The sequence below is a fragment of the Neorhizobium sp. PAMB6716 genome (genome assembly GCF_058242805.1).
In genome coordinates, this window is the sequence record NZ_JBZAYW010000002.1 from 771,086 (window position 1) to 791,106 (window position 20,021).

Below are 20,021 nucleotides of genomic sequence, written 5' to 3' on the forward strand. Positions count from 1 at the left end.
TCCCGATCAAGCCTGCGCCGCTTCGCGCACGGCAGCAGCGATGGCGTTATAGGTTCCACAACGACAGAGATTGACCATGGCGGCGGCAATGTCGTCGTCCGTCGGCTGGGGCGTCTCTTTGAGCAGTGCGGTCGCGGCCATGACCTGGCCGGACTGACAGTAACCGCATTGCGGCACCTGATTTGCGACCCAAGCCTCGACCACCTTCTGGCCAACCGGATCATTGGTGATCGCCTCGATCGTGGTAATTTGCGTGCCCACCAGCGCGTCGACCGTCATGACGCAGGAGCGGGTCGGCTGCCCATCGACGAGAACCGTGCAGGCGCCGCATTGCGCAACGCCGCAGCCATACTTGGTTCCGGTCATTCCCAGCGTATCGCGAAGCACCCAGAGCAAAGGCGTATCAGCTTCGATATCGACAACGTGCTGTCTTCCGTTGATGTTGAGTTCCATGCTGTCGTCCTTCGATCGGTTCCTGGGGGCGTGGGGACAGTGCAGGACTGATCCATGACACAGCCTATCAAGTACTTTTGATATGCATTAGTGGTCTGCAATCGCTTAGATTTATCGACCTGCGCCATAAATGGCTGTCGACATGCGGAGTGACGAATGCCCAGGGAAGATTTCAACGACTTGCTCTGGTTTCTGGCGGTTGCCGAAGACCGCAGCTTCACCAAGGCGGCGGCAAAGCTTGGGATTACGCAGTCGACGCTCAGCCACACCATCAAACGGCTGGAAAATCGCTTGGGATTGCGCCTTTTTACGCGCACCACGCGAAGCGTCTCACTGACAGAAGCCGGCGACAGGCTGTTCTACGCGCTGCTGCCGAGCATCAAGGAAATCCGAGATCAGCTCGAGGCGCTTTCGGATCTTCGCGACAAGCCTTCGGGCACTGTCCGGATTACCTTGTCTGACCACGCCCTGGAAACGGTCGCCTGGCCCAAGCTCGAACCCGTTCTTAAAGCCTATCCGGAAATCCGCGTCGAACTCAGTCGAGACAACGGCTTGCGCAATATCGTCGAGGACGGTTTCGATGCAGGTGTCCGCTTGGGCGAGAGTATCGAGAAGGATATGATCGCTGTCCGTATCGGTCCGGACTGGCGGATGCTGGTGGTCGCTTCGGCGCAATATCTTGCGGACAAGTCGGTGCCGCAGCACCCGCAGGATCTACTTTCGCATAATTGTATCAACATGCGTCAGGCAACCGCGGGCGGTCTCTACGCATGGGAGTTCGAGAAATCCGGGCAGGAGCTCAGGGTTCGCGTTGCCGGTCAGCTGACATTCAATAGCTCATATCCGATGGTCCAGGCAGCAGTGAAGGGCCTCGGGATCGCCTATGTGCCTGAAGATCTCGTCGGCACCCAACTCGCTTCCGGGGAACTGGTAACCCTTCTGGAAGATTGGACGCCAGCTTTTCCTGGCTACTATCTATACTATCCGAGCCGTCACCAGAATTCTCCAGCCTTTCGCATCGTCGTCGAGGCGCTCCGTCAGCGGTAAGCCATCCCGAATGACTTTCGGCGAAAGCAATCCTCGACGCAGTGCCAGTTCGTTGTCAATAGCCTTCCGAGGAGCTGGATCCGCAACGGCATTCACAGGGTGTGCTGTCCCAGACCATTGCACTGGAAAGCCTTCCCTGCCTGCCGAATGTTCCTGTAAGGACCGCATGATGCCTGAAGTTTTGCCCGGTGGTGAGCTCGATGCCTTTCTCGTACGTCGCATTGCAGCGCTGACGAAGCAGGACGAGGCGTCCATCGGCCTTGAGACCTTTCTCGAGGATTGGGGCTTGCAGTCCATCGATGCGGTGCTGTGATGCGGTGAGGTGGAGGACGCATTTCAGGTGGAGCTCGACCCGGGGCTGATCTTCGACCACGAGGACGTCGGTAGTTTTGCTGCGGCGGTGCCTGGTTCTCACCGCTCTCCGACGCCCTGGCCCTTGTTCTGGATGGGGAAGGGGATGTTGGAACCGTCTTGGCCTATGTGATTGAGGATCGATTGCTGAAACGCCGTTGGCGGTTTTGGGGGCCAGGCAGTTTGGACGCCTTCTATGGCTGACTGACCTTTCGTTGCGATGCGGCTTGACGTGCACACGCCTTCAGAGGACGGCGCTATTGCGTACTGAGCGCGTTTCTCCAGGTGCATATTCGTCTGACGCCGCCAACCGAGTTGCGTCTGATCGAATAGGCGTGCCTGTCGGGGAAGATGTTCTTCTGAATGTCTCGGACGATTGCCCTGACGTCGCCCGCAGGCGCTACCAGATCGGTGAACCAGAGGTTCGAGCCTGAATTCCATGCACTGGCAGGCGGGTTGATCCCCTCGTCGTGCAGGGCGCGATGATGCTGCTCATCGACCAGGGCCCAGGTAACGAACGCGGCCGGCCGGCCCCTGCTGTCGAGATAGACCTTGAACTGGTGCGCATCCAGCGGCGGAATAAGGTAACTGCCCAACTGTTCGACGCTATAATGGCGATAGTGAGAATCGAGAGAGATCGCGGCCATCATTCCGAAAATCTCGAAAAAGCCGTACACGCGCCCCTCTGGCGCCCCTTCGACCAACCTCATTCCATGCTCCAATGTCTATTGCCGGTGTCGCGGCGCCGCACCGGGCAGAGGCGCGTCGGCATCGCACGCAAACACGAAGAATTGCGTTTTGCCTGGAACTTTAGGGCGCCCCTCGGCTTTATCCAGCATGATGCATATCAAATATGCATCATATCGATGACCTAACTGGAATTACGCTCGCATTTTTGAAGAGGAGAATTCGAATGGGAAGCGGAAACTCAAGTGGTGGTGGCGATAACGTCAACCAGAGAGACAAGACCGGCCGGCTTGGCAACAACCGCGACGGCATGACCGATACGGGGAGAAGCGCCAGAGACCGCGATCCCGACGGCAATTTTGGTTTCAATGATCACACGTGGAGTTCGTTGAACGGCAATGGCTGCAGCAGTTGCCACTCAAGCGATCCGGGGCAGTTCTCGCAAGGCGGTTATAGCCGCTTTGACGGAGGAAGATAATTCTCATCTTGACCAGTTTTGGTGCCCGGGCGGCGGTTTTCGCCCGGACGCTTTTCAGGAGGTGGGACTATCGCCATACAAAAAACGATCATCGCAATATCTGCTGTCATCGGTGCGGTGTTTGTGGCCGTAGCGGCTGTGCATCTTTCGTCGGTCAGATCCAGTTACAACCGTTTCGTCAATCGCGCCCTTTTCGAGAATGGCGTGCAGATCAACATGATCACCAGCAGCGCATTTTCGCGCGAGGAGGCGCCGCAGGTCATCCGCGTTGGCATTAACGGGGATGCATCTGCAGAGAGCAAAACCCTTGTACGGTCGGCTTATGGCTTTCTTGGCGATCTCAGCGGCCGCACAGTGGACCTGACAGAAGACGCCGGAAATATGTTCGGGCAAGACCGGTTTGTCTATGTGGCCTCGCCCTCGAGGACGCTCGACAGCGGCGTCATTGATTTCGTCAGCAAATTGCAGGGCACCGTCCGCCAGGTCTATCCCAATGAACGCGCGGAAGCCTTCTGGGCTTATCTGTCTGCCACCCTGCGCAATTTCAATGGAACACCGTTTTTCTTCAATTCCGAATTTGCCAAGATCGACTTCGATAACGTCATCCGGAACGGTGCGGCGCACCGGCTTGCCGATACGAAAATCGAGCGCTCCGTCGTTTATGTAAACACGCCGTTTCTCCAAGGCCTGTCCGCGCCTCAAAACCAGCGTTTCACCAACTCCGTGACGCTCCAGGAGATCTTCCAGGAGTACAATCTTGCGTCCGACGTCAACGATCCGGAATTCAAGCTGAAGACCATCCTCTATGATCATGACGAAGCGCTGGGAAACCTGACCGGCGCTGCAAGGCGCGACGAATTGCAGAAGAACGCCGCAAGCGGACTATGTCCGTTCGACGTCATGCTGACCAGGCAGATCGGCCAAAGTGGCGGCAGCAATCCTGCCCCGGTCGGCCTCTTCGGGTTCCTGAAACTGCAGATGTCGGCCTACTACCACCGCTGGGGCAGCAACGACGATCTGTTTGACGAACGCTGCTGGTAACTTCGCCTTGCTGCCAATGGCAGGCAACCCGGGAGGCCGAAATGATCGATTTCACCGCTGCGCTCATCACGCTGTCGTTGTACATCCTGATCTGGGAAAAGCTGCCCTACTGGGGCACCTGGTTCAACACGCTTCTCGACAGAAGCCCGCGCTGGCTCCACACGCTGTATGGACAATGGCGATGCGCTTTCTGCGCTGCGTTCTGGATTGCCCTCCTCCTGCATCTGCTCCCCGGCCTGTCGACGCTCACCGGTTTGCAGGCGACCACAGCGGATGCGGTATGGCCGGTCCACGTCCTGATGATCTTCCTCGACAGCCTCAGTTGCGCCACCCTGGTCTATATCGGCAACCTGTTTATCAGTGCCATCCTTGCCGCTACCCCGCGTGGCCATGAACTGCGGATCGATTACGCGCGGAAGGTTTCCCCTCGAACGTACGGCGATGATGCCGGGCTGCCGCCAGGGCATCCGTCGGCGGCGGCGTCCGGGGCCTGAGCATGCAGCACGCCCAGTCCCACACCAAGGCCGAGGTGCCGCTGAAATGGTTTGCCGATGCGATATGGAATTATCGCTCGATCTATGCCGAACTGCTGGGACTGGCGATATGCCTGAGGCTGATCGCGCTCGTCGAACCCTTTATATTCCAGGTGATCATCGACCGTGTTCTGCCCTTTCAGCGCGAGACGACGCTGACCGTCGTACTTTTGATCTTCACCGCTGTCAGCCTTTTCCAGGTGGGATTTCAGATGCTCTCGGCCTATCTGGGGATTATCGGGTCCAACCGCGTGACGCAGGAGCTTGGAAGCCGGATTTTTCGGCATCTGTTCAGCCTTCCCTATTCCTACTTCCGGAAATGGAACATCGGCGAAACGCTCTCGCGTCTGTCGGAAACCGATACGATCCGGAACTTTCTGATTGCGGCAACGGCCGGCGTCTTTCTCGACGTTCTGTTCGTCGCGATCTATCTGGCCGTGCTTTTCTCCCTCTCCGCGCCACTGACCTGGCTCATCATCGCAGCACTGCCTATTCAGGCCGCCGTCTATTTCGTCTTCGGACCGTTTCTACGACGGCATCTACGGGCCCGCTTCGATGCCTCCGCCCATCACCAGTCGAAGATGGTCGAGTCACTGACGGGTATTGCAACCGTGAAGTCGCTCGGCGCCGAAAGGCAGGCAATCGACCAGTTGAACACCACATTGAGCCGGCTGCTGGCGACGGGGTTGAATGCCGGCAAGATCGACATCTATTCGGCGCAGCTGAATTTCGTCGTCAACCGCGGCCTGACGATCCTCGTTTTGCTGATCGGGTCCAAGCTGGTATTTGCCGGAAGTCTCACGCTTGGTCAGTTGGTGGCCTTCTACCTGATATCAGATAAGGTTCTCGGTCCAATTGCCACCTTTTCCGAACTGTGGGAGCGCTGGCAGAATGCGCGGGTGTCCCGCCAGCGACTGGCAGACGTCCTCAACGCGCCGACGGAACCGTTCGACACCCTGCCGAGGCTGCCCGACACGGTGGAACCGAGCCTGACCCTGTCCTCGGTTTCCTTCAGCTATGTGGACGGCGTGCCGGTTCTCAGCGACTTCGCGTTCCATGCCGAAGGCCGCAGCCTGAACCTCGTTGTCGGCCCGTCCGGGACGGGAAAATCGACATTCGGCCGCCTTGCCGCCGGTCTCGAAATACCCTCTTCCGGCAGCGTCACCATCGGCGGACTGAACCTTCGGGATCATGACCCCCACGACGTCCGGTCCAAGATCGCCTATGTCCCGCAGGAGGCCTATCTTTTCGAGGGCTCGATCCTCAGCAACTTGCGGATGGCGTCAGATGACGTCAGCGACGACGAGATCAGGGCCGCCCTTAAATCCGCCGCCGCGCAAGAGCTTGTGGATTCGCTCCCCAAGGGCATTCACACCGAAGTGGGTGAACGGGGAAGCGCCCTGTCCGGCGGCCAGCGGCAGCGACTGGCGATTGCGAGAAGTATTCTCACCCGGCCGAAAGTTCTCATCCTGGATGAGCCGACCAGTGCCGTCGACAACGATACACAGGCTCGGCTGGCAAGGGAGTTCGCCGCGCTCAGTGCAAGCGTCACCATCATCATCATAACCCACAGGCCGCAGGCATTTCCCAATCCCAGCCAGATCATCGAGTTCCAGTGAGATGCGAAACAACCCAATCCAGCCAACGGTCTCGCCCACCATACACATCACGGTTCTTTTGCTCATCGCGGCCTTTGTCACGGCCATTGTGCTTGCCTTCGTCCTGAAAATCGAGATTACCGCCAGAGGCAAAGGCCGGATCGTTCCGTTGACACGGGTCCAGCAGATCCAGCCGGATACGCCCGGCAAGGTCGTCGCCATTCATGTCAAGAATGGCGATCGCGTCGCTGCCAACACCGTCCTGATCGAATTCGATGCGACCCAGGCGGCCGCGCAACTGGCGATGCTTTCCCGCGAGATGAGGCATCTGGAGATCGAACGCTTCCGTCTCAAGGCGCTGACGGGTTTCATCGACAGATTGGCAGCGGATGACAATGCGGATGCCGGCGCGGCGCTTAGCGAATTCACCGGCGACAATGCCTCAACCCGCGAACCCAGCTATTTCGAGGAACAAAAAAAGCTGCTGGCGGCCGAGGTCGGAGAGTTGAAAGACAAGATCCGGCAGCAGTTTTCGAAGCGGGACGAAAATCTCAAGAGCCAAGCTGTGAGCCGGGCGAACCTGGCGCAAATCGAGGCGTCGTTGCCGATCAGGCAGGAACGCCTCAATACGTCGGAGCAGCTGCGGCAGCAGGGGGCCGCAAGCGGAACCTCCTACCTCAACTACCTCGAGGAGTTCGTCAGCCTGGAGAAGCAGATCGCCGTCCGCCGCAGCGAACTGGAGGAAAAGGCCTCCCATCTCGCCCGTCTTTCTTCGGAAAGAAGCGAGTTGCTATCGAGCGCCTTGAGCCGCAGCAGGCAACGGCTTGCGGAGATCGAGAGCCGGATGCTGGCAGCGACCGAAGAGCTTCGGGTTGCCAACCTGAACTTTAAGAACAAGACGCTCGTCGCCCCGGTCGATGGCATCGTCGACGGCCTTAATGTCCATACGATTGGCGGGGTTTCCGATACCGGCGATGAATTGATGCGCATCGTCCCCCATGCGGCAGGCCTCGAAGTCGAGGCAGTCTTTGCCAATGAGGACATCGGATTTTTGCAGATAGGGCAGGATGCCAAGCTGAACCTTGCCGCTTTTCCGGCGGAACGCTTCGGCTTTTTATCCGGCAAGGTGACCTATGTCTCCGCTGACGCAGTGCGCCAGGCGGACGACACATGGGGTTATATCGTCAAGGTTAGTCTGGACCGGAACGTTCTCGATGTCGCAGGTTCGCAGTATCTTCTTCAACCGGGCATGACTGCGTCCATCGACGTGGTTACCGGAGAGCGACCCTTGATCGGATATTTCTTCGCGCCGATCGTCGAGTCTGTTCAGGGCAGTCTCGGCGAGCGTTAGCCATCAGCGACCTGTGCCGATTTCCCGCAGCAGATCACGCCCGCGCCCGGATTAATGACATCGTAGAAGCGTTTATCGTGTGCCCGCCATTCTACGCAGCAGCACGTCAGACAGCTAAGCCTTATCTCGGTCAGCCGGCGGCTTGGTGCTCATGCTCGGGGGGGCGACGGCAGGTGCTGTCTATAGAGGACTGATCTTCGTCACGAAGCGCAGACCGCTTCTACTCGCCGTCGGCCATAACGTTATAGCGATAGGGGCGATATCCGGCTGTCGGTGTGGAATTGCGTTGATAGGCCGCAAGGTGGGGAATAAGGGCATGGACCGCATCCCAGGCCAGCTGTTCGCCCTGCGTCTCCGGTTGATCCAGACGCTCACCGATTTCCGCAAGAACCGCTTCCCGGTCGATCGTCACAACCTTTCCGTCATCAACGACCAGCCGACCGCCGACGAATACCTGCGTGATCGCATGGCGTCCGCCGCGATGCAGCACGCTCTCCGCCACCGGCGTCCGGGAGTTCACATGCGGTCGTCCAATTTTGCGGCGGTCCATCAGCACGATATCGGCCTGCTGGCCCGGTTCGAGCCGACCCGTAAAGCCACCGAAGCCGACAGTTGCTGCGCCGTGTTCCGTCGCCATCTGCAGCACGGCCGCCGCATCGGGTCGATCGTTCCACAGACCTGTTTCCCGGTGAAGCGCCCAGACCAGCTTCATTTCCAGCGTCATGTCGCGATCGTCGGCGATGTTGGATTGGTCTATGCCAAGGGCGACCGGAATGCCGCGGCGACGCATTTCGTTGACGGGGGCGATACCGCTGCCGAGCCTGAGGCCGGATGAGGCATTGTGGCATATGCGGCAGCCGCAGTCGGCGACGATATCGAGATCCGCGCGGCTCATCCAGTTGCCGTGTCCGAGCGTGACGTTGTGCCCGAGACATTCAAGCGCCTTCAAATGCTGGACGGCACTGTGGCCAAATTTATTATGCGCGAAGTGCGATTGGCGCTCGGTCTCCAGAAGGTGCATATGGACCTGCGCGTCGGTTTCGCGGGCCGTCGCGAAAATCGTCTGCAGGCATTCATCCGTACACCAGTGCAGATTGGCAGGGGCGAGATTGATGCGAACATGATCCGGCCGGGCATCGAGCCAGCGTTCCCTGAGCGCACGGTAAAATGTCATCAGGTCTGCAATCGGGATGTTCGATGCCGCGAGTTTTGGCGCAATCCAGGTGCGCAGCCCCTCCGGGAGGCTGGCCAGGAACGTGGCATCGTCGTCATAGGTCAGAATGTTGCGGTCGCGGATCATGAAGGAAAAGCCGGCCCGCATGCCGATCTCGCCATAGGCCTCCAATGTGGCGTTTGCCGTCGCCATCCAGTTTTCCGGGGCGCCGACCATTCCGCTGTTGATATGCTGCACCGTCGTCGTTCCGCTTTCCAGCATTTCGATGGCTGAGTAGAGCGTATCGAGGCGAACATCGATCTGGCGCATCGCCCGAAATTGCGGCAGCCATAATTCCAGCGGGGCAAACGGTACGCCCTGCATCAGGGGCGTAATTCCGAAATGGTGATGGCTGTTGACGAGACCCGGCATGGCGATCATGTCGCGAGATCCGAAACGGGGCAGATGATCGTTGCCATAACCAACAGCAGTAAGAGGGCCAATCTGGGCAATCATGCCGGACGCGACACGGATGCCCACATCGTGACGCATGGACATGCTGCCGTCAGGCATAACGCCACACAAAACGGTTCCGGCTTCAATGATGCAATCGGCAGGCGTCTGCTCTTCCGGGCTCATTTCGTGTAGTCTCCGATCAGGCCGAGGCGGCGGGCGACCACGACCCGATAGAGCGGATCGCCATAGATTTTCATTTCTTCACAGGCAGAAAACGCAAGGCTGATATCGTGTTCGTCGTAGCTTTGCGCGGCGATCGCATGAATCTCTCGCCAATCGGGCACCTGTATGTGGCGCCAGCGATCGACGGCTTCTCTGTCCGGCATCTCGGGAAATCCAAGCTCGCCCATCAGTGCGGCGATCCCTTGCCAGAACACCCGTAACATCCGATGGAGGGTTGCCTCATCGCAATGCGGTTGAAGCAGACGGATCCAGTGTAGCCCCGTGATGATATGCAATGCGGCGAAATGCTGGGTTGCCGCAAAGATGACGAGCGCGGTTGCCGCCATTTTTTCCATCGTGTCCGGCCCAATGCCCAGCCAATCGACGACCGGCGCAAATTCGGGCACGTTGCCGGCATCGCGCATGTTCTGCCAGAGAAGATCGTGAAGTTTCAGGCCATGCAGCGGCTGGATAGCTGCAGTCATGGCCAGGACTTCCGCCGGGTCGTTCGTGATCGGCGAGGCTCCCTGCGGCTCCGGAAGCTGCAGATAAGTGGCCGCCCAGTAGGAGAGCGCAATGGCGATATCGGTCTCGTCGGCACGAAGCACACCATAGGCTGTTCGCATCAGCGCGTGAAAGGCGCTGGCTGCAATGCCGCCTGCCAGATGCGGCAGATAAAGTTTCAGAGCGGCATGGTGCCCAAGCCGCGCCACCTCGCCGGCAAAGAACAGACGCAGGTCCGGCTCGCGCTCGCGCTTGCCGATGGCGGTTTTCCAGTTGCTTCCATCGAGTAGCTCTTGCGGCTGGGCGAAGGGCAGGAGCCGCTTTGCGTCCCGGTAGTGATGGAAAAACCGCCGGAGCTGCACCGGCGCACCGCCGATCCGGTGCAGAGCAACAAGGACCATCGGCGCATGGTTGGCGAATGTGTGCGAAAATTCGGATCCCCATTCCGGCATGCCTGCCAAAAGGGTGTTCAGTTCGTCCGAAGTGCTTTCGTTTGGAACCATGGATCTCAACTCCTCCTTGAAACCGGAATGCCCGCAGGCTTTCACGCGCTTGTTTGCCAGGCATCCAGGTGAACAGCCTCGGCTTCCGCCTCAATCAAGGGTCCGATGACCTCGATGCTCTTTTGGCCAGCCGCAAAAACATCGCGGCATGGCAGGTCCATGGTCGGGTTGTCCGGGTGATCGCCGGTCATGACCTTCAGCCGATGTTCGGAAAGGCCATAAACGACCCGGCCGATGCCAACCCAGTAAATGGCGCCAGCGCACATGGCGCAGGGTTCCGCCGAACTGTATAGGGTACATTCGGCCAGAAACGGCTCCCGGTAGAGCTTTGAGGCGCGCGTCGCCAACAGGCGTTCTGCGTGGGCTGTCGCATCGAGATCGGGAAAATATCCGTTTTCTTCCTCGAGAAGAATTTCACCGTCGGGACCGGCCAACAGCGCGCCGAATGGCATATTGCCGTGCGCTTTTGCCCGATGGGCAATTTCGAACGTCAATCTGAGGAGATTTTCGTGATCAAGGCTCATGTCCGTTTTCCTCTCCGGTGTTGGATCGGCTGTCTTTTCCATCGGCTTGCCGCATCATGGGCAAGTGCAGAGTGGAGCTGTCGCCATCGCCTGAGCGGAGCACCAGGGTCGTGACCAGTCGATCCGTCACACTTGCGTCCTCTGGACGCGCGCCGGTTCCAGGATTGACGGGAAAAGCGGGGAAGGACGCCGCTTGGATAGACAGACGCAGGCAATGCCCTGCCGGTACCGTGACATGGATGGGCCGCAATGTGACGCAAATCGGTGATCCTGCCTCGCCCGCCCGCACGGTTTTATGTCCCGACGTTACGCTGATCGCGGCACCATCCGGGGTGACGACACTCAAGGTGCAATCCAGATCAAAACTCGGCCTGTCGGCTGTAATCGAGAGGGTTACTCTGGCGGCTCCTGCCAAAAGCAGCGCGCGGTCGAGCGGATTGCAGGTATAGACCAGCACATCGCCCCTGTCGTCCACGGCCGCCCTGTCGGCGAAATCTGATGGCGTCCCGAGATGCAAGCCGACGCCCGGGGCCGGTCGCCAGGGGTCGTGGACGAGATAGTCCGTGCTCGCAGGTCCCGGCGTCTCAGAAAGCATGCCATCGACACTCGTTGCCGCCGCCCTGCCACCTGATGAGAGATGAAACACCCGCGCCTCGGCTGTCGGCAGCCTTTCGAACCCGGCCCATGCCTTTTTGACAACATCGTAGAGCCGGACCGTCGGATAAGGATTTTCACGGCCTTTGAGCGCTTCGTCGAAGAATGCGAGGATCTCGCGATCGATACCGTCTGCCGCGTCTGGTCCGGCGTCCAGCGCTCCGACCCGTCGTCCCCACGGAATGTGCGACCACGGACCCACGGAAAGCCGCTGCAGGCCGCTGCCGGCGGAAAATGCCTCGAAGGCGGCGAACGTGCCCTCGAGCATGATGTCGTTCCATCCCCCGATATGCAGGACGGGAATATCGAGGTCCACGCCCTCAAGCAGCGAATGCGGCGAGCGTGCCTGCCAATAGAAGGGATCGTCAGCCAGCCATTCATGATAATGCGTATAGCGCGCCGCTTGCTCCAGCACCTCCGGCCGGGCCGGCACCGGGCCGGAATGCAGAGAAGGCAAAGCCGCCAGCAACCTATGGGCGGCATCGAGGTCGCCGGCCCACCGGGCATTTTCGACGGCCATCTGGCAGGCCCAGAACTGATTGGACTGGAGACGGAACCCGTTGCCTTCAAAGGCCCAGTGATTGCGCACATCGAAAGCCGCCATGGCGATCGTCATCGCATCCGGCATTTTCCCGCCGGATTTTTGAGCGCCGGCAAGAGCCAGGAACTGGTTCATGCCATGGTAGCTGAAGCCATAGCTCGCCACCTTGCCATTGCCGCCGTCAAGGTCGGCCGCCAGCGACAGCGTCTCAGCGCCATCTGCGACATCGTCCTCCAGAACTCTGAAGATCCCTTCCGAATCCCCACGGCCGCGAACATCCTGCACCAGAACGACATAACCTTGGGCCGCATACCATGCGGGGTGGGCCAGAACGACCGTCGAGGCAACTTTTCGCCCGTAGGGCAGACGCATGACGAGAACGGGATAGTGCTCCGGGCCGACGGGGCGATAGACGTCTGCTGTCAGATGCACGCCGTCCGTCATGGGCATCCGAAGCGTTTCGATGTCGCGAAGTGGCAGCATGATTACCTCGTGACCGAAAAGCGGGTTTCAGAGGTGAACCTCGTCATGTCGAAATTGCGCGTTGCCGCGATCAGGCGCAGCAACCCGGTTGCTGCCCGATCCAGAACCAGGGCGCCTTTGGTGGCATCGGCATTGGCGGCATTGCCGCTGACGCCTGAGGGATGAAGATCCTGCGCCTGCCAGCCGAAACCGACCGCACCTTCCGCCGTCAACGGGCTACCGGAATTTTCGATCTCGACGGTCAGCGGCACGAAATCCTCGGCCTTGTCCATGGCGACCAGTTCAGGTGCAATGGCCAGCATCATGCTGGTTTCGATATCGCCGCCGTGAATACCGTGGGTGATTTCCGTCGCAGAAAACAGATCGTCGACAGGTGCAATCCTGAACCAGGAACACGCAACGGCCAACATGTCGAGTTCGACGCGAATATCGCGGCACGTCATCTCCATCAGAGAGATCTGCCCGCCATGTGAATTGAACAGGATCATCTTTCGCACACCAGCGCGCTTGACGCTTCTGGCGATGTCGAGCCAGACGAGGCGAAGAGTTTGCGCCGAGATGGTGAGTGTCCCCGGAAAGGCGAGATGCTCATCCGATTTACCGACACCGAATGCCGGCAGGATGAGGACGTCAGCGTTTGCCTCCAGCAACGGCACCATTCGCTCGATGATGGCAGCGTTGATGGCGGCATCGACCTGTACGGGGAGATGGGGGCCGTGCTGCTCGACTGCCGCAATCGGCAGGATCACGACAGTCTCGCTGAGGTCACGGGATGCAAATTCGGCGGTCGAATAATCGGCCCAGTAGAAAGAGTGTGTCATGTGCCGCTCCTGACGGCCGGCATGTCTGTCTCGGGCGTGCTTTCCGATTGCCTGTTGGCCTCGGCGATCGCGCTCTCGAAATCATCCGGAATAGGCAGATCCGGTGACATGTAGGATTCAAGTTCCGGCACGATATCCACTTCCCGATCGAGCAGAAGCCGGCGCAGGACACCACGCACGAGCCGTGGAACGGCATGCTTGTGCCCGCTAATCGAGGTGGAGTGCGGACCATGACTGACGAAACTGCTGCTGTTGAAAGCAAACACCCGGCTGACCCATGTCTCATCCGGATGTTTGGGGATGAAACCGTAGAATCCATCGAGATAAGGATACCGTGCAAGGCGGGCATCCGCAGTTCCATCCAGCGGCGTGTAACGCTCGCCCCAAAGCGCGATTTGGTCCGCTATGGTCTTCAGTTCAGGCCTGACGGCGAGATCGACATCCATGCCCGTCGCAAGAAGCAGGTGATCGAATTCCAGAATGCCGTCCGGTGTGGTGACATGGATCGCATCGGCCTTTTGCGAGACGTCCAGCCATGGCGTTGCGGGGCGGAGCCTGAACTTTTCAAAGCGCATCGCGGTCTCGAAACTGCGCACTGGCGGCGGCTGGTCGGCACTTCGGAAGAACCGGGCGATATCCCAGCGCGTGGTGTCGGAGAGGTCGGGATAATGCGTCATCATGCCGGGCGTTTCGATGGCACGATGGGGATTGGTGCGCGGCAGGCGCGCACGCCGGAAGCAGAGATCGACGGAGGCAGCACCGGCTTCCAGCGCCTTGATCGCATTGTCGAACGCAGAGGCGCCGTGGCCGAGCATGCCGACGCGCAATCCCTTCAATGCGCCGAAATCGACCGGACCATTCGTGTGATCGAATTTTTCAGGTGCAAGGGCTGCGGAAACAAGTGGCGGCACACGCCATGCGCCAGCACCATCATATCCCGTAGCCAAGACGACGGTTCGCGCTAAGGCTTTTTCGATTTTACCGCCAATCATCGTGGTAACGGCGATCAGGCCGCCTTCCGGGGCAACGTCCAGCACCTCGCAATGATTGGTGATTTTGATCTCGAACACATCGGCATACCAGTCGAGATAGGCCTTCCAGTCCGTGCGCGGAATGCGAGACAGGTCTGCCCACGCCTGGTGCCCATAGCGGGTTTCGTACCAACGGCGAACGGAGAGGTTGACGACATTGAACTCGTTGCCGACTGTTGTCTTCGGGGTGCGCAACTCCTCCATGCGGGCGAATGTCAGCCATGGCCCTTCTTCACCCGCTGCGCCACGGTCGAGCACGCGGATATGGCCCAGCCCGTCCCATTTCAAGGCCGCAGCAATCGTCACGCCGGACTGACCACCACCGACAATGATGACATCGGCAATGTCAGCCGCGTCGGGTCTCTGCAGAACGCTCAGCCAGGGTGCGGCGGGGTAGCCAAGCGCTGCAAGATCCCCAAGTGCCTCCTGCTTCAGGTCGTTTAGCGTCATGCGCGGTGCTTCCAGTGGGGCAATCATCATCGGTCATCTCGTCCATGGGCCAACCGTCCGCGCAGGCGGCGTCGGCGATTGAATTCGGTCAGTGCCACGATGAGGGCCGTCAAGACGAGAACGGCAACCTGCATGGCATTCAAGTCTGGCTTCAGCTCGCGCCGGAATTCAGATGCGACGATGAGCGACAGCGGCTGCGTGCGACCGGCGAGGAACATCGAGACGGTCAGATCGGCCAGCGACAGGATGACCCCGATGGAATAGGCAGCACTGAGCGCCGTGCTCAGCTGTGGCAGCAGAACGCGCCGGAAACTCTGCCATGGGGTTGCGCCGAGGTCCCGTGCCGCTTCCTCAAGCCGCGGATCGAGCCGTATCATGACGGCCGCGATGATTGTGGTGGTGAACGGCACGGCGACCAAAGTCTGCGCCAGGATCAGCGCCGTTGCCCCACGCCCCAGTCCCACCCAGTTCATCAGCATGGCCTGCGCAATGGAAAGCACCGTCTTCGGCACCAGAAATGGAACGAGGATCAGAACGGCAAATGCGACACGAAACTTCAGGCGCGGCGATGTCACGGCCAATGCCGCCATCAGTCCGATCAGCGCGCCGAGCACGCCGACGGGCTGAGCGATCAGAAAACTGGTGATGAAGCCGCTCAGAAACGCTTTGTTGCCGAAAAGATCGGCGTACCAGGAGAGGGTAAAACCGCTCAACGGGAAGGCCATCGTACTTGCGGCGTTGAAGGAAAAGATCCCGAGAACGACGATCGGCAGATAGAAGAAAGAGCCCGCCAGACCGAGCGTGAGGATGACCAGACGGCTCATCGCGCCCCCCGCCGAAAGACGGCCCGCGCACCATCAAACCGAAGTAGGACGCCCACGAACCCGGTGGCAAAGACGAGCAGAACGACAAGCAGGCTGAGCGACAGTGCCGAGGCCAGCGGCCAATCGAAGGCGGTGCCGAACAGGTTGTCGATCATGGCCATCGGGGTCGCGCCCGACGTCCCGCCCAAAAGGCTTGGCGTCATCATGTCGCCGGCGGCAAGCGCAAAGACCGTAAAAACGCCGACGGCCAGACCAGGCGTGGTCAAAGGCAAAATGATCTTGAAGAACGCATCTATCGGGCGAGCGCCGAGATCGCGCGCGGCTTCGATCAAACGTTTGTCGATCAGTTCCGCAGAGATCCAGATGGCCAGCACCATAAAGGGCAGATTGTTGTAGAGAAGCACGAGATGCGTGGTGAACGGTGAAAACAGCAGGAATTTCAATGGCTCCGAAATTGCTCCCAGCCATTTCAGAGTGGCGTTGACCAGGCCTTCGGAGCCCAGAACAACCCGCCAGGCGTAAATTCGGACAATCTCACCGGTATAGAGCGGTGTGAGAAGAACGATGCTGCCGACCCCCTTCCACAGAACGGGAAGGCGCGTCATCGAAACGGCGATCGGGTATCCGATGATTGCTGCCAACACCGCCGTACCCGCGCCGGAAACGACCGCCTTGCCGATCAAAAAAGCGAAAACCGGGTTGGCGAACATCTGCACCCAGTTCTGCCCGGAAAAGGCCGGGACGAGCGTGAACGCATCGAGATCCACCTCGAAAACGCTGAAGACCGCAAGCAGGGCAAGCGGAAAAATACATCCCAGCATCAGAATGCACGCGACGGGGATAGCAAGTTGCCCCCGGTGAAAAGCCGGAGCCATCAGTCTATCCTTGTGATGAATGCGCGGTCCTGATCGATGACAAGCCCGACAGTCTCTCCAGATGTCAGAGGATTATCCGACATGAACCGCAAGATGACACCGTTGACCTCGGCCTCGACGAGGTAGCGGTCGCCTTTGAACACCACATGCCGGATTGTCGCCTTGAGACCGTGGGCACCTGTGCGCACATGTTCTGGCCGAATGGCAAGCACTGCCTTGTCGCCTTTGGATAGGCCCTCAACCGCAGGACATTGCACGATACCGATGGCCGTTTCTATCGAAGCCAGGCCGGCGGCTCCGCCATCGATGATGTCGCCGGGAATGAGCGTTGCTGCGCCAATGAAATCGGCAACGAAGGCGGTGGCCGGACGCGCATAGATCGTCAGCGGCGCAGCCTTTTGCACGATGCGCCCCTTGTTCATGACGACGACGATATCCGAGAGTGCAAAGGCCTCTTCCTGATCGTGCGTGACGTAGACGAAGGCGATGCCGAGGCGTCGCTGCAAGTCCTTCAGCTCGATCTGCAGGTGCCCGCGCATCTTCTTGTCCAACGCGGACAGAGGCTCGTCCAGCAGAAGCAGATGCGGCTCGGCAATGATGGCGCGGGCGACCGCGACCCGCTGCTGCTGGCCGCCTGAGAGTTGGTGTGGATAACGATCGCCGAATTCCGCCATATGCACGGCATCCAGGGCTCTTCTGACCCGCGCTGCCACATCGACATTGCTTTGGCGGCGCAGGGTCAGGGAGAACGCAACATTTCCGAATACGGTGAGATGTGGAAACAGTGCGTAGCTCTGAAACACGGTGTTGACGGGACGCCGCTCCGGCGGAACACCGGAAAGCGACCGTCCGTCCAGCACGATCGAACCCGCGTTTGGTGTTTCGAAGCCGGCTATCATGCGCAAAATCGTCGTCTTGCCGCATCCGGAAGGGCCGAGAAATGTCGTGAAGGCCCTTTCCGGAATGTCGAGATCGATGCCATCGACCACGCGCTGCCCACCATAGTTTTTGGTCAGCCCGCGAGCGGAAAGCAACAATCCCGATCCAGAGACATCTGGCGCCCTGTCAGGCGTATTCACCATGATCAGCTTGCCTTGACTTCATTCCAGATCTTCAGCCACTCGGAGTAATTTTCCGGTGCGACGGGCCACATGAACGACTTCATCACATCCATGTCGTCGACGAAGATCGCTTCCTGCTCTTCCTTTGACAGCGTGTCGCGGATGATCGGGGACGTCGTCGCATAATTGCCGATCTTGGCAACCTGTGTCGCGTATTCCGGGCCCAGCAGATAATTGATGAATTTGTAGCCGATCTCGCTTTTCTCAGCAGACAAAGTGGCCGGCATGGCAAAGCAGTCGCACCACCCCATGATGCCGGCCTTCGGTTTTGCCATTCCCATCGGCAGCTTGTCTTTCAGGACGTCGAACGGAACCCGCCATGAAAAGGCACAGGAGACCTCGCCGGTCGCAAACAGGTTGGTGAGGTCGCCGATCGTCTGCCAATAGGTGCGCAAAAGCGGCTTTTGCGCAATCAATAGCTTCTTGGCCTCCGCCAGTTCCTTGGTCTCCATGACGAACACCTTGTCACGCGGCACACCGGCAACCAGACCCGCAATGGCGATAGACTCCAGCGCATAGTCGCGCATGGCAAGCTGGCCCTTATATTTTGCGTTGAACAACGTCGTGTAGTCGGGCTCGCTCTCGAACTTGTCCTTGCGGTAGACGATGGGATTGAGGCCCCAGAGATAGGGGACCGCGAACTGCTTGCCCGATGCATCGAGAACCTTGGGGGTTGTCTTGAAAACATCGTACATCTTGGCGGCGTTCGGGATCTTGCTCATATCGAGTTGTTCGAGCAGACCTGACTTGATGTAGCGCCAGCTTCCGTTCAGCGATGGGTTGATCATGTCCCAGTCAGACGCCGTACCGGTTTTCAGCGCAGCAAATTGTGCATCCTCGCTGGAGAGATAGGAGAGCTTCACTTTGACGCCCGTCTGCGCTTCGAAGGCAGCGACGTATTCCGGATGCCCGTTCGAATCCCAGGTTGCCCAAACCATCTCGGCAACCGCAGCCCTGGCGCTGCTTGACGAACCGAATATCCCTGCCGCCGTGCCAGCGGCCATTCCTGCAAGCACGTCACGTCGGCTAAATCCTGAACCTGCCATCATGCCCTCATCTGGTTGGGATTGAACAGCCAGCAGTGTGGTATGTTTGGGCGAGGATGCCTATAACGGAACTCCAATAGACTATATTGCGCTTTGTCAGTTTTGTGCTGATTGACGGCTTCAGGCGCCCTGGAGCGTCGCTCAATTGTAGACCGGCGCCTGGGGAACAAAACGTTCGATCGTCGCCGGTTTCTGATCATAAACGCGTATTGCTGCGGCGACTGACTTGATCATTTGCCGCAGCCAGATGTGGTCAGGAGACTGGTGCTTGCATTCGTGCCAGAGCATGTAAAACTGCATCTGACCAAGCTCGCGTGGGGCTTCCAGAATCTCGAGCGGAAATGACTGGGCAATCTGCTCGGCAAATATTCGACCGGTGGTGAAGACGAGATCCGATTGCGTCAGAACGTAAGGCGTGATGGCGTATTCAGGCACGGACACGGCGATACTGCGTTTGAGCCCAAGCTCTATTAATCGCCCGTCAATCGGGCTCAGTTGTGCGCGCTTGTCGGATGTCGGAGAAAGATGCTTTTCCTTCAGGAATGCGTCCATCGTGATCGGCCCGTCATGACTGGCCAATCGGTGATCTGAGCGAACGACGCAGACGATGTCTGTCGTCAACAACGGCGACATCCGCAGATATTCGGGCGGATGCGGCCAGTTGCCGATGACAGCATCGATGGATCCATCCGACAGTTGGCTGATCAGGTCCTCGTAGCTCGGCATGTGCGATGCATCGACGCCGACACTGGGCGCTCCTTGTGCAATTTTTCCGACGAGTTGCGGCAGAAAAACAGCTCCGAGGCAATTGTCGGCGACGATACGGAAGTTTCGCTTTGCGGTCGCCGGGACAAAGGTGGCATGGGGCGCAAGATGGGCGTCGATCTGACCGAGAATGTCGCGCAGCGTATCTTTCAGGGCAAGACCTCGCTCCGTTGGCACCAGCGCCCCTCCGGACCTCACCAGAAGCGGATCGTCCAGCAGTTCCCGCAGCCGTTTCAGCGTCAGGCTGACCGTTGGTTGGGCCTGCCCCAGAATGTCGGCGGTTTTCGAAACGCTGCATTCCGTCAGCAAGGTCAGGAGCGTGCGCATCAAACGCACATCCATCATCCCATTCGCCTGTCGCGTCATGATCCGCTTTCCCCTTGTTGAACGATGCAACAAGCTTGGAAAGACGCATATTTCATGCCAGCTGAGTGGCAGGTATACCGTGATGCATGATCATTGCAGTCGAGACAGTCGAAAGCCAGCCGCCAGGCGGCTGATGGGCTCTG

General features: G+C 59.1%; 20 protein-coding genes. 7 read left to right on the top strand and 13 right to left on the bottom strand.

The genetic code is table 11. The annotated features are described in order from the left end of the window. Positions 1 to 6 precede the first annotated feature (6 nt). Positions 7 to 453 (bottom strand): (2Fe-2S)-binding protein, encoded by a 447-nt coding sequence (locus AC4CWH_RS22185; RefSeq protein ID WP_491286419.1) that lies wholly within the window; start codon positions 451 to 453, stop codon positions 7 to 9. A gap of 156 nt (positions 454 to 609) precedes the next feature. On the opposite strand from AC4CWH_RS22185, the gene AC4CWH_RS22190 reads away from it, so the two are divergent. After that, on the top strand, positions 610 to 1,500 hold the full coding sequence (locus AC4CWH_RS22190; protein WP_491321521.1) for a LysR family transcriptional regulator: 891 nt from the start codon (positions 610 to 612) through the stop codon (positions 1,498 to 1,500). Between the two features lie 169 nt (positions 1,501 to 1,669). Further along, positions 1,670 to 1,813: a hypothetical protein gene (locus tag AC4CWH_RS22195; protein ID WP_491286416.1), complete on the top strand. Its 144-nt coding sequence runs from the start codon at positions 1,670 to 1,672 to the stop codon at positions 1,811 to 1,813. 295 nt (positions 1,814 to 2,108) lie between these two features. On the opposite strand, the gene AC4CWH_RS22200 is transcribed toward AC4CWH_RS22195, so the two are convergent. Beyond that, positions 2,109 to 2,561, bottom strand: coding sequence for a toxin-activating lysine-acyltransferase (locus AC4CWH_RS22200; protein WP_491321522.1), 453 nt, complete (start codon positions 2,559 to 2,561; stop codon positions 2,109 to 2,111). Positions 2,562 to 2,764: 203 nt separating this feature from the next. Here AC4CWH_RS22200 and AC4CWH_RS22205 point away from each other — a divergent pair, with 203 nt between their 5' ends. Genes AC4CWH_RS22205 through AC4CWH_RS22225 form a run of 5 tightly spaced genes read left to right on the top strand, consistent with a single transcriptional unit; the run spans position 2,765 to position 7,539 of the window. Then, positions 2,765 to 3,016, top strand: a complete 252-nt coding sequence (locus tag AC4CWH_RS22205; protein WP_491286411.1) for a hypothetical protein — start codon at positions 2,765 to 2,767, stop codon at positions 3,014 to 3,016. A 21-nt stretch (positions 3,017 to 3,037) separates the two neighbouring features. Further along, the gene (locus AC4CWH_RS22210) at positions 3,038 to 4,057 is read left to right on the top strand and encodes a hypothetical protein (protein WP_491321523.1); all 1,020 of its coding nucleotides are present in this window, start codon (positions 3,038 to 3,040) and stop codon (positions 4,055 to 4,057) included. 41 nt (positions 4,058 to 4,098) lie between these two features. Continuing rightward, a complete protein-coding gene (locus AC4CWH_RS22215) occupies positions 4,099 to 4,551 on the top strand; it encodes a hypothetical protein (protein WP_491321524.1) in 453 nt (150 codons plus the stop codon). Positions 4,552 to 4,553: 2 nt separating this feature from the next. After that, on the top strand, positions 4,554 to 6,209 hold the full coding sequence (locus AC4CWH_RS22220; RefSeq protein ID WP_491286405.1) for a peptidase domain-containing ABC transporter: 1,656 nt from the start codon (positions 4,554 to 4,556) through the stop codon (positions 6,207 to 6,209). A 58-nt stretch (positions 6,210 to 6,267) separates the two neighbouring features. Continuing rightward, positions 6,268 to 7,539, top strand: coding sequence for an HlyD family type I secretion periplasmic adaptor subunit (locus AC4CWH_RS22225; RefSeq protein WP_491286403.1), 1,272 nt, complete (start codon positions 6,268 to 6,270; stop codon positions 7,537 to 7,539). 220 nt (positions 7,540 to 7,759) lie between these two features. Here AC4CWH_RS22225 and AC4CWH_RS22230 read toward each other — a convergent pair whose 3' ends face one another. The 11 genes from AC4CWH_RS22230 to AC4CWH_RS22280 all read right to left on the bottom strand — a co-directional run bounded on the left by AC4CWH_RS22230 (position 7,760) and on the right by AC4CWH_RS22280 (position 19,878). Then, entirely contained in the window at positions 7,760 to 9,250 is a 1,491-nt protein-coding gene (locus AC4CWH_RS22230; protein ID WP_491321525.1) for an amidohydrolase family protein, read from the bottom strand. A 77-nt stretch (positions 9,251 to 9,327) separates the two neighbouring features. Beyond that, positions 9,328 to 10,377: a questin oxidase family protein gene (locus AC4CWH_RS22235; protein WP_491321526.1), complete on the bottom strand. Its 1,050-nt coding sequence runs from the start codon at positions 10,375 to 10,377 to the stop codon at positions 9,328 to 9,330. Between the two features lie 41 nt (positions 10,378 to 10,418). After that, complete coding sequence (locus tag AC4CWH_RS22240; protein WP_491321527.1) at positions 10,419 to 10,901, bottom strand: nucleoside deaminase; 483 nt, start codon at positions 10,899 to 10,901, stop codon at positions 10,419 to 10,421. After that, the gene (locus AC4CWH_RS22245) at positions 10,891 to 12,579 is read right to left on the bottom strand and encodes a CocE/NonD family hydrolase (protein ID WP_491321528.1); all 1,689 of its coding nucleotides are present in this window, start codon (positions 12,577 to 12,579) and stop codon (positions 10,891 to 10,893) included. Before AC4CWH_RS22245 ends, AC4CWH_RS22240 begins: the two co-directional genes overlap by 11 nt. 2 nt (positions 12,580 to 12,581) lie before the next feature. Further along, positions 12,582 to 13,400: a creatininase family protein gene (locus AC4CWH_RS22250; RefSeq protein WP_491321529.1), complete on the bottom strand. Its 819-nt coding sequence runs from the start codon at positions 13,398 to 13,400 to the stop codon at positions 12,582 to 12,584. Continuing rightward, positions 13,397 to 14,911: an NAD(P)-binding domain-containing protein gene (locus AC4CWH_RS22255; protein WP_491321530.1), complete on the bottom strand. Its 1,515-nt coding sequence runs from the start codon at positions 14,909 to 14,911 to the stop codon at positions 13,397 to 13,399. The genes AC4CWH_RS22250 and AC4CWH_RS22255 overlap by 4 nt, the downstream gene beginning before the upstream one ends. Then, a complete protein-coding gene (locus tag AC4CWH_RS22260) occupies positions 14,908 to 15,705 on the bottom strand; it encodes an ABC transporter permease (RefSeq protein ID WP_491321531.1) in 798 nt (265 codons plus the stop codon). The genes AC4CWH_RS22255 and AC4CWH_RS22260 overlap by 4 nt, the downstream gene beginning before the upstream one ends. After that, a complete protein-coding gene (locus AC4CWH_RS22265) occupies positions 15,702 to 16,580 on the bottom strand; it encodes an ABC transporter permease (RefSeq protein ID WP_491321532.1) in 879 nt (292 codons plus the stop codon). The genes AC4CWH_RS22260 and AC4CWH_RS22265 overlap by 4 nt, the downstream gene beginning before the upstream one ends. Continuing rightward, a complete protein-coding gene (locus AC4CWH_RS22270; protein WP_491286385.1) occupies positions 16,580 to 17,662 on the bottom strand; it encodes an ABC transporter ATP-binding protein in 1,083 nt (360 codons plus the stop codon). Before AC4CWH_RS22270 ends, AC4CWH_RS22265 begins: the two co-directional genes overlap by 1 nt. Before the next feature lie 2 nt (positions 17,663 to 17,664). Next, positions 17,665 to 18,747 (bottom strand): ABC transporter substrate-binding protein, encoded by a 1,083-nt coding sequence (locus AC4CWH_RS22275; protein WP_491321533.1) that lies wholly within the window; start codon positions 18,745 to 18,747, stop codon positions 17,665 to 17,667. A 141-nt stretch (positions 18,748 to 18,888) separates the two neighbouring features. Then, complete coding sequence (locus tag AC4CWH_RS22280) at positions 18,889 to 19,878, bottom strand: LysR family transcriptional regulator (RefSeq protein WP_491321534.1); 990 nt, start codon at positions 19,876 to 19,878, stop codon at positions 18,889 to 18,891. Positions 19,879 to 20,021 lie beyond the last annotated feature (143 nt).

Coding starts and splice junctions, on each gene's coding strand:
- AC4CWH_RS22185 (WP_491286419.1), bottom strand. CDS start 453: ATGGAACTCAACATCAACGGAAGACAGCACGTTGTCGATATCGAAGCT.
- AC4CWH_RS22190 (WP_491321521.1), top strand. CDS start 610: ATGCCCAGGGAAGATTTCAACGACTTGCTCTGGTTTCTGGCGGTTGCC.
- AC4CWH_RS22195 (WP_491286416.1), top strand. CDS start 1,670: ATGCCTGAAGTTTTGCCCGGTGGTGAGCTCGATGCCTTTCTCGTACGT.
- AC4CWH_RS22200 (WP_491321522.1), bottom strand. CDS start 2,561: ATGAGGTTGGTCGAAGGGGCGCCAGAGGGGCGCGTGTACGGCTTTTTC.
- AC4CWH_RS22205 (WP_491286411.1), top strand. CDS start 2,765: ATGGGAAGCGGAAACTCAAGTGGTGGTGGCGATAACGTCAACCAGAGA.
- AC4CWH_RS22215 (WP_491321524.1), top strand. CDS start 4,099: ATGATCGATTTCACCGCTGCGCTCATCACGCTGTCGTTGTACATCCTG.
- AC4CWH_RS22220 (WP_491286405.1), top strand. CDS start 4,554: ATGCAGCACGCCCAGTCCCACACCAAGGCCGAGGTGCCGCTGAAATGG.
- AC4CWH_RS22230 (WP_491321525.1), bottom strand. CDS start 9,250: ATGTCCATGCGTCACGATGTGGGCATCCGTGTCGCGTCCGGCATGATT.
- AC4CWH_RS22235 (WP_491321526.1), bottom strand. CDS start 10,377: ATGGTTCCAAACGAAAGCACTTCGGACGAACTGAACACCCTTTTGGCA.
- AC4CWH_RS22240 (WP_491321527.1), bottom strand. CDS start 10,901: ATGAGCCTTGATCACGAAAATCTCCTCAGATTGACGTTCGAAATTGCC.
- AC4CWH_RS22245 (WP_491321528.1), bottom strand. CDS start 12,579: ATGCTGCCACTTCGCGACATCGAAACGCTTCGGATGCCCATGACGGAC.
- AC4CWH_RS22250 (WP_491321529.1), bottom strand. CDS start 13,400: ATGACACACTCTTTCTACTGGGCCGATTATTCGACCGCCGAATTTGCA.
- AC4CWH_RS22255 (WP_491321530.1), bottom strand. CDS start 14,911: ATGATGATTGCCCCACTGGAAGCACCGCGCATGACGCTAAACGACCTG.
- AC4CWH_RS22260 (WP_491321531.1), bottom strand. CDS start 15,705: ATGAGCCGTCTGGTCATCCTCACGCTCGGTCTGGCGGGCTCTTTCTTC.
- AC4CWH_RS22265 (WP_491321532.1), bottom strand. CDS start 16,580: ATGGCTCCGGCTTTTCACCGGGGGCAACTTGCTATCCCCGTCGCGTGC.
- AC4CWH_RS22270 (WP_491286385.1), bottom strand. CDS start 17,662: ATGGTGAATACGCCTGACAGGGCGCCAGATGTCTCTGGATCGGGATTG.
- AC4CWH_RS22275 (WP_491321533.1), bottom strand. CDS start 18,747: ATGGCAGGTTCAGGATTTAGCCGACGTGACGTGCTTGCAGGAATGGCC.
- AC4CWH_RS22280 (WP_491321534.1), bottom strand. CDS start 19,878: ATGACGCGACAGGCGAATGGGATGATGGATGTGCGTTTGATGCGCACG.